We start from the raw sequence: 6558 nt of genomic DNA on the forward strand, positions 1-6558 counted from the left end.
GTCGATCTATGCCGACGTGCTCCAGCCCTCGGCCACGCAAGCGCCGCCGCTCAACGTCATCACCGACGCCGCCTCGCTGCTCTGGCGCTTGTCGGCTTACGGCCACACCGTGCCAAGGCCGCTGTGGCAGGAAGCCGACAACGCCGCGCAAAAACTGTTTCCGAAATCGAGCCTGTCTTTCGCCGACGTCCACATGGCGCTGTTCGCGGCCGCGACGCAAAACCGCGCGGCGCTCACCACGCGCCTTGCGACCATCGAGCAGCGGCTCGCCGAGGGCAAGCTACCGGCCGGCCCGGTCGTGCCGGCGATCTTCCACGCGTTGGCGGCCTTTGCGGATGAGGATTACGCGTCATGCGTGCAAACGCTCGCGCCGGTGCTCGGCGAGGTCGTGCGGATCGGCGGCAGCCATGCCCAGCGCGAGTTGATCGAGGACACCTTTGTCGTCGCGCTCATGCGCAGCGGTGAGCTGCCCCGCGCCCGCGACCTGCTGGACGCCCGCCTGCACCGCCGCCCGTCCCTGCGCGACAGGCGCTGGCAGGCGGCGATGGGGTAGCTCCGCCACGAAAAAAACACCGGCCTGACGGCAAGTGCTGGCGGGACGGGTTGGGCGATTTGGGCGAATTCGCCGTTGGGGTGGCGCGGTGGTATTCCAGACGGGACTTGCAGAACAAACGGGATCGCAACCAATTTGTGGTTCGATGGTTGTGGTGCGGAAATTTTCCCTGGTTCCCTGGCGCGTGAGCCCTCCGATGCGCCTCTGCCGACCGCCGCTGGCCGCCATGCTGGCTTTGGCCACCACCCTTGCCGCTTCTGCAAGCCCTTGTTTTGCCGAGTCTTCCGCCCCGATCCCGGTCCACAATCCGCCGGCGCCGCAGAACGCCTATATCGACCTGCTGGCGCTGATATCCGGCCACTGCAAGACCTTCAAGGTCGCCGGCCGCGCCTTCGCCTGCAAGACGGTGGCCTACGCCCACGGCGACAAGGGCCGGGTCAATTTCGCGGTCGCGGTCGACGATCCCTCCGACGACAGCCACGTGGTGTCGTTCTCCGGGGAGAACGGCAAGCGCGCCGACGACAATTCCTACGAGCTGCCGATCGACCGCATGCTGCTCAACTCCAAGCACCGTCCCAAGGTCGACGGCCTGCCGGTGCCGGCCGAGCAGACCTCTACCGGCCTCTGCCGCCAGACCGGCAATTTCGCCGCCAGGAAGGTCAACGACGTCACCTGCTCAGCGACCGACAACGAAGGCCGTCGATATGAACTGCTGTTCGTCTCCGACGGTAAGCCGGTGAGTGTGCGCCGCATCCGCCAGTCGTCGCCGTCGATCCAGGATCCGTTCAAGTAGCGGCACTTCGTCCCGCCTTGAGTGATTGCGCAACCGTCGCGCATCGCTCCGTTGAAACTCCAGGTCAGCCGGTTATGCTCGGGCACGCGTCCTCATCGAGGAGACGCGATTGCAATGGGGGCGGGCCACGGTCCAGCAACGCGTATGATCATCGGGCTGGTGCGCATCCTGATCGTCTGCTTGCTCGCAAGCCTGTCGCGTGAATGCATCGCGGCCGACGGCAAGCGGCAGCGTTCGATCCTGGTTCTGGAAGAAGCCGATTTCCGCTCACCGTTTTATTCCGAGATCTTCGCCGGCATCCGCGCCGCCGCAAAGCAGAGCGGGACGGCTCACACGGTGACCTACGGCGAAAGCCTCGATCTCACCCGCTTCCCGGGACCCGGCTATGAAGAGAGCCTGGTCGGCCACCTCAGGACCAAATATGCGCAGCGGCCGATCGACGTCATCGTTTCGATCGGCGTTGCGTCGGCGAAATTCCTTCAGAAGCGCAAGCAGGAGATCTGGCCAGGCGCGCCCGTCGTCTACGGCTTCGTGCCCGATCTGCCTGAGACGCGCGCGCTTTTCCTGCCCAACACGACGGCCGTCTTCGCACGGGTACGGCCGGCGCAGCTGCTGACCGCAGCCCGCGCCGTCGTTCCCGACCTGAACCATGTCGTCCTCGTCGGCGAGGCCTGGAAGAATCCGCTGACATATGGACACTGGAAGCAGGATTTCGCGGCCGCAATGCCCGACCTCGAAGTCACCGATCTGTCCGGCGCAGTGCTGCGCGAGGTCCGCGATCACCTCGCCTCCCTGACTGCCCGCTCTGCGATCCTGACCTCGGCGATGTATTCCGACGGCGAAGGCACCTATTATTCGCCGGCCTCGGCGCTCGCACGCATCGCCGAAAAGGCCAACCGCCCGATCATCATCACGTCCGATACGTTCCTCGGGCGTTCCGGATTGGGCGGATTTCTGCTGCTGCCCGAAATGATAGGACGGGAAGCCGGCGAAGTGGCAACGCGGATCCTCGACGGCGAAGCCCCGTCGAGCATCGTCCCCTTCGCCGGAGACAACGTAAAGCCGATCTTCGATTGGCGGGAGCTGAGACGATGGAACGTGAATGAAGCCAATCTGCCCCCCGGCAGCGAGATCCGTTTCCGTGAACAGACCTTCTGGGAGCACTATCACTGGCACGCCACCATCGTCGCGAGCGTCGTTTTGGTGCAGGCGCTGATGATCGCCATCCTGCTGCGCGAGCGCCGCTTGCGCTTCGTGGCGGAGGTCGAGGCGCGTCAGCGCATGTCGGAGCTTGCCCACTTGAATCGCCGCGCAACCGCGGGCGAGATGTCGGTCTCGCTTGCCCACGAGCTGAACCAGCCGCTCGCCGCCATCCTGATCAATGCCGAGGCGGCCCAGCAGATCTTGCAGAATCCGGCGCCTGACCTCGACGAGGTCAGGGACATATTGGACCACATTTGCCGGGACGATCAGCGGGCCGCCGAGGTCATCAGCCGGCTGCGCGCGTTTCTGAAGCGGGACCCGACCGAACGGCGCGAACTCGACCTCAATGCGATGGTCGGCGAGGTGTTTCGATTCCTCTCCGTGCAGGCGCTGACGCACGATGTCGAGCTGGTGACGGAGCCCTCATCCGGAGAGATCCGCGTCAAGGCCGACAAGATCCAGCTCCAGCAGGCCATTCTGAATCTCGTCGTGAACGGCATAGATGCCGTGGCGCATCTGCCGGACAAGCGGCGCCGCGTCGTCGGGCGAACCAGCCTCGCAGATGGCAATGTGGCTCTCGTCTCCGTCACCGATACCGGTGACGGGATCCTCGCGGAAAAGGTGACCGAGATCTTCAAGCCGTTCTTCACGACCAAGGCGCAAGGCATGGGCATCGGCCTCTCGATCGCCCATACCATCGTCAAGGCGCATGGCGGGCGCATCTGGGCCGAAAACGTGCCGTCGGGGGGCGCCGTCTTTCACGTCAGCCTGCCGCTGGCAGCGCCGCGATAGCGGCGATCGCAGGCGCCAGTGGCGCCGTCGCGGTCGTCACGCGAACGCCTTCTCCAGCGTCGCGAAGACCACCGCGAGCGATTTGTCGTGGCGGGTCACTGGCGGCACCGGGCGATCGATCTTCATGAACTGATAGACCGCCATTTGCGCCGCCCGCACCGAATATTCCACGGTGAACACGACGTCGTCGGGGATTTCGACGAACTGGCTGACGAAAGCGAGGTTGACCGAGTTCTTCGGCACCGGCAGCGGCCGGTCGGCCCAATTGCGCGGCATGAACATGCTGGTGATGTAGGGCATGCGGCAGGGAATGCAGATCGCGTCCTCGAACACGCTCGCATCGAAGTTCAGGTGGCCGCACAGCTCCTTCAAAATATCCGCGCCGCCGCCCGCCGATTGCGACCGTGAGGTCGAACAGCGTGCGCTCGATCCAGCCTGCTGCCGCCCGGTGCTGCATGATCAGCGCGTAGATGCGCTCGTAGATCCGTGGCACCGAGACCAGCACTGTCGGCTGCACGTGCTTCAGGTCCTCCGACAGTTGCGGCACCGACCGCGTATAGGCGACGCAGGCGCCGGCGGCGATCGGATAGTAATAGCCGCCGGTGCCCTCGAAGGTGTGCGAGAGCGGCAGGAAGGACAGGAGGACGTCGTGCGGCTCGGCCTTGATACGGCACGCGATCGCCTTCACGTTGGCGACCACGTTGCCGTGCGACAGCATCACGCCCTTCGGCCGCCCCGTCGTGCCCGAGGTGTAGACGATGGCGGCGAGATCGTCCGGCTGGACCGCGACATCGGGCAGCGGCGCAGTCGCGCCGGGTGGTTGTGCGAGCCAGTGATCGAGCCCGACGATGCGCGCATCCGGTGTGATGAGCCCGCCTGCATCCGCGCAGACGATGCGCTTGAGATGGTCGAGCGGCTGGCCGGTCGCCACGATCGCCTGCCAGCGCTCCAGTGTATCGACGAACACGAGCAGCGCGCCGGAATCGGCGAGGACGTAGGCGATGCTGTCGGGGTTGTCGACGGCATGCATCGGCACCGGCACGAGGCCGCCGGTTTGATCCTCAGCAAAGCGGCCATGCTTCGGAGCGACCCATGACGCGCGACCGCCTGTTCCTGCTGCGCCCCGGTTTCGAGGACCCGGCCTTTCCGGGGCGCCTGTTCTACTGCTGGCATTGCGCGCTGATCGAGGGCGCGCTGGCCTCGTTTCCCCAGCTCGCCGACAAGCTGGATGTCGAGCGCATCGCATGGCCGCGCCCCAGGCAGCCGGTGATCGGCTTCTCGGCGAGGAGAATCAGTCGCTGCCGCTGCTCGTCCTGGCTGACGGAGCGACATCGCCGCACCAGACCGGCAGCCACCAGGGACGGGCCTTCATCGCCGACAAGGACGCGATCCTCGCCGCGCTCTCCGAACGCCACCGCTTTCCCGATCCGCATCCTTGAGACGCATCCGCCAGCCGGCATAGCCCTCTCGTGTCCCGGATGGAGCGGAGCGCAATCCGGGCCACAGGTCTGCAATGGCGTCACGAAACGGGTGACGCGATCGCGTCGTTCGCGGCCAAGTGATGGCAGCAATGCGATCAACGCCGTTGATGCGACAATAAATCCCACGACGCCCACTCGTGGGCGAATCGCGGCGTCGCAATACTGCGTCGTTTCGACGCCCGCACTGGCCGGAACGCGGCGAAGGCCCATCTGTTGTCACACGACATTCAACTGGAGTGATGACATGAAGTATCTCATTGTCGCGATGGCGGTCGGAGCTGCGGCGCTTGCCGGCGGATCGGCGGCAAACGCGGCCGACAATTCAAGCGCGCAGCGGAACGCGCCAGCCAGCCAATCGACCGACATCAGTGCGCAGCACCGGCACCACCATCATGGCCATCGCCATCACCATCATTGGCGGCCTCATCATCACCATCATGGCTATTATCGTTCGCACCACCGCAACTATGGCTATTACCCCAGGCACCACCGCTATTATGGCGGCGGCCCGTACGGATATTACGGCGGCGGCGGCCCCAGCGTGACATTCGGCTTCGGCGGCAGTCGCTGGTGAGAGATGAGGCCCGCAGAGATGCGGGCCTTTTTTCTTATCCCCTAAGGATCATCCCGGCCGTCTCCAGGCCGCTCGCCAGGGCGGCTTCCACCGTGCCCATGTCGGCTCCGCGATAGAGCGCTTCACCGGAGAACAACACCAGGCCGTCGGAACGCGCGAGGATCGCTTGTGCCGCGCGCGTCCGCGGCGTCGCCCAGGAATAGGCGCCGCGGGCGAAGGGATCGTGCGCCCAGTTGGTCGCCGTCGCTGCCACGAGCTCGTGCGCGATGTCCTCGCGCGACAGCTTGAAGATGGCGGCGAGCGAATCGAGCCCGGCCTCGATCAGTCCTTGCGGATCGAGTCTTTCTAGCTCCGCCGTACGCGGGCCGCCGAACCAGCCGGTGAGCACGGCATGCCGGCTCGGATATTGCGTCCACCACACCGGGATCGTCTCGTCCGACAGCAGGAAGGTCATGCCTGCGAGATCTTCCTTCCGCTCGCGCCACCAGGGCCGCGCGAAGCGCAGCAGGATCTTGATGACATTGCCGAAGCCTATGTCGTCCGTGGCGGCAAGCTTCGCGCGCGCGCTCGCCGGCAGGGCCATCTCGCGCAGCAGCGGCAGCGGCACCGTGAGGATCACGCGATCGCAGCCATGCACATCGCCGCCGGTGCAGTGAACGGCCACCGTGTGGCCATGCTCTTCGATCGCCGACACCACACAACCGATATGAATTGTGACCCCGCGCCGGCGGCAGTCCGCCGCCAGAAAGTCGATCAGCGCGCCATAGCCGCCATCGATGCGCGCCTGCGGTGCGTGCCCGCCATCCATCCATTCCTCGCGCAGCGCCAGCGTCGAGGCGCGCTCGGGGTCGGCCGCGTCATAGCCCTCGACCATCCGCCCGATCGAATGGCGCATCGGCGCATAGTCATCCCCGGCAAAATGCCGGCGCAGGAACTCGGCGACGGTGAGATCGTCCTTCAAGTCCCTCAGCACGGCTTGAAGCTCCGCCTCGTGCGGATCGTCGCCCTGTCCGCGCGAGAGCGTCGTCCCGTCGACGCTCCACTGCTCGCCCTCGATCGCTTGCAGCGACAGCCCGGCCTCACGCAGCAATCCGCGCGTGATCGGCGCCTCGCCATGGACGAATTCGGCGCCGCCCGCAGCGGGATAGCCGAACTCTTCAGC

General features: G+C 65.7%; 4 protein-coding genes and 4 pseudogenes. 5 read left to right on the forward strand and 3 right to left on the reverse strand.

Annotation, left to right across the window (positions count from 1 at the left end):
• From MOV74_RS27985 to MOV74_RS27995, 3 genes and pseudogenes are all read left to right on the forward strand, one after another.
• Positions 1-553 (forward strand): annotated as a pseudogene (locus tag MOV74_RS27985) (tetratricopeptide repeat protein); the annotation flags it as partial.
• A 196-nt stretch (positions 554-749) separates the two neighbouring features.
• Complete coding sequence (locus MOV74_RS27990) at positions 750-1346, forward strand: hypothetical protein (protein ID WP_246929828.1); 597 nt, start codon at positions 750-752, stop codon at positions 1344-1346.
• Between the two features lie 144 nt (positions 1347-1490).
• Complete coding sequence (locus MOV74_RS27995) at positions 1491-3341, forward strand: sensor histidine kinase (RefSeq protein WP_246929829.1); 1851 nt, start codon at positions 1491-1493, stop codon at positions 3339-3341.
• 36 nt (positions 3342-3377) lie between these two features.
• Here MOV74_RS27995 and MOV74_RS28000 read toward each other — a convergent pair.
• A pseudogene (locus MOV74_RS28000) lies at positions 3378-3731 on the reverse strand (oleate hydratase); the annotation flags it as partial.
• Between the two features lie 58 nt (positions 3732-3789).
• Positions 3790-4383: pseudogene (locus tag MOV74_RS28005) on the reverse strand (AMP-binding protein); the annotation flags it as partial.
• 50 nt (positions 4384-4433) lie between these two features.
• On the opposite strand from MOV74_RS28005, the pseudogene MOV74_RS28010 reads away from it, so the two are divergent.
• Positions 4434-4708 (forward strand): annotated as a pseudogene (locus MOV74_RS28010) (DUF3088 domain-containing protein); the annotation flags it as partial.
• Between the two features lie 358 nt (positions 4709-5066).
• Positions 5067-5396, forward strand: coding sequence for a hypothetical protein (locus MOV74_RS28015; RefSeq protein WP_246929830.1), 330 nt, complete (start codon positions 5067-5069; stop codon positions 5394-5396).
• 34 nt (positions 5397-5430) lie between these two features.
• Here the strand turns inward: MOV74_RS28015 and MOV74_RS28020 are convergent.
• On the reverse strand, positions 5431-6558 hold a 1128-nt coding region (locus tag MOV74_RS28020; RefSeq protein ID WP_246929831.1), incomplete at its 5' end, for an NAD(P)/FAD-dependent oxidoreductase.

This window comes from Bradyrhizobium sp. SHOUNA76 (assembly GCF_023006445.1).
Classification (GTDB): domain Bacteria; phylum Pseudomonadota; class Alphaproteobacteria; order Rhizobiales; family Xanthobacteraceae; genus Bradyrhizobium.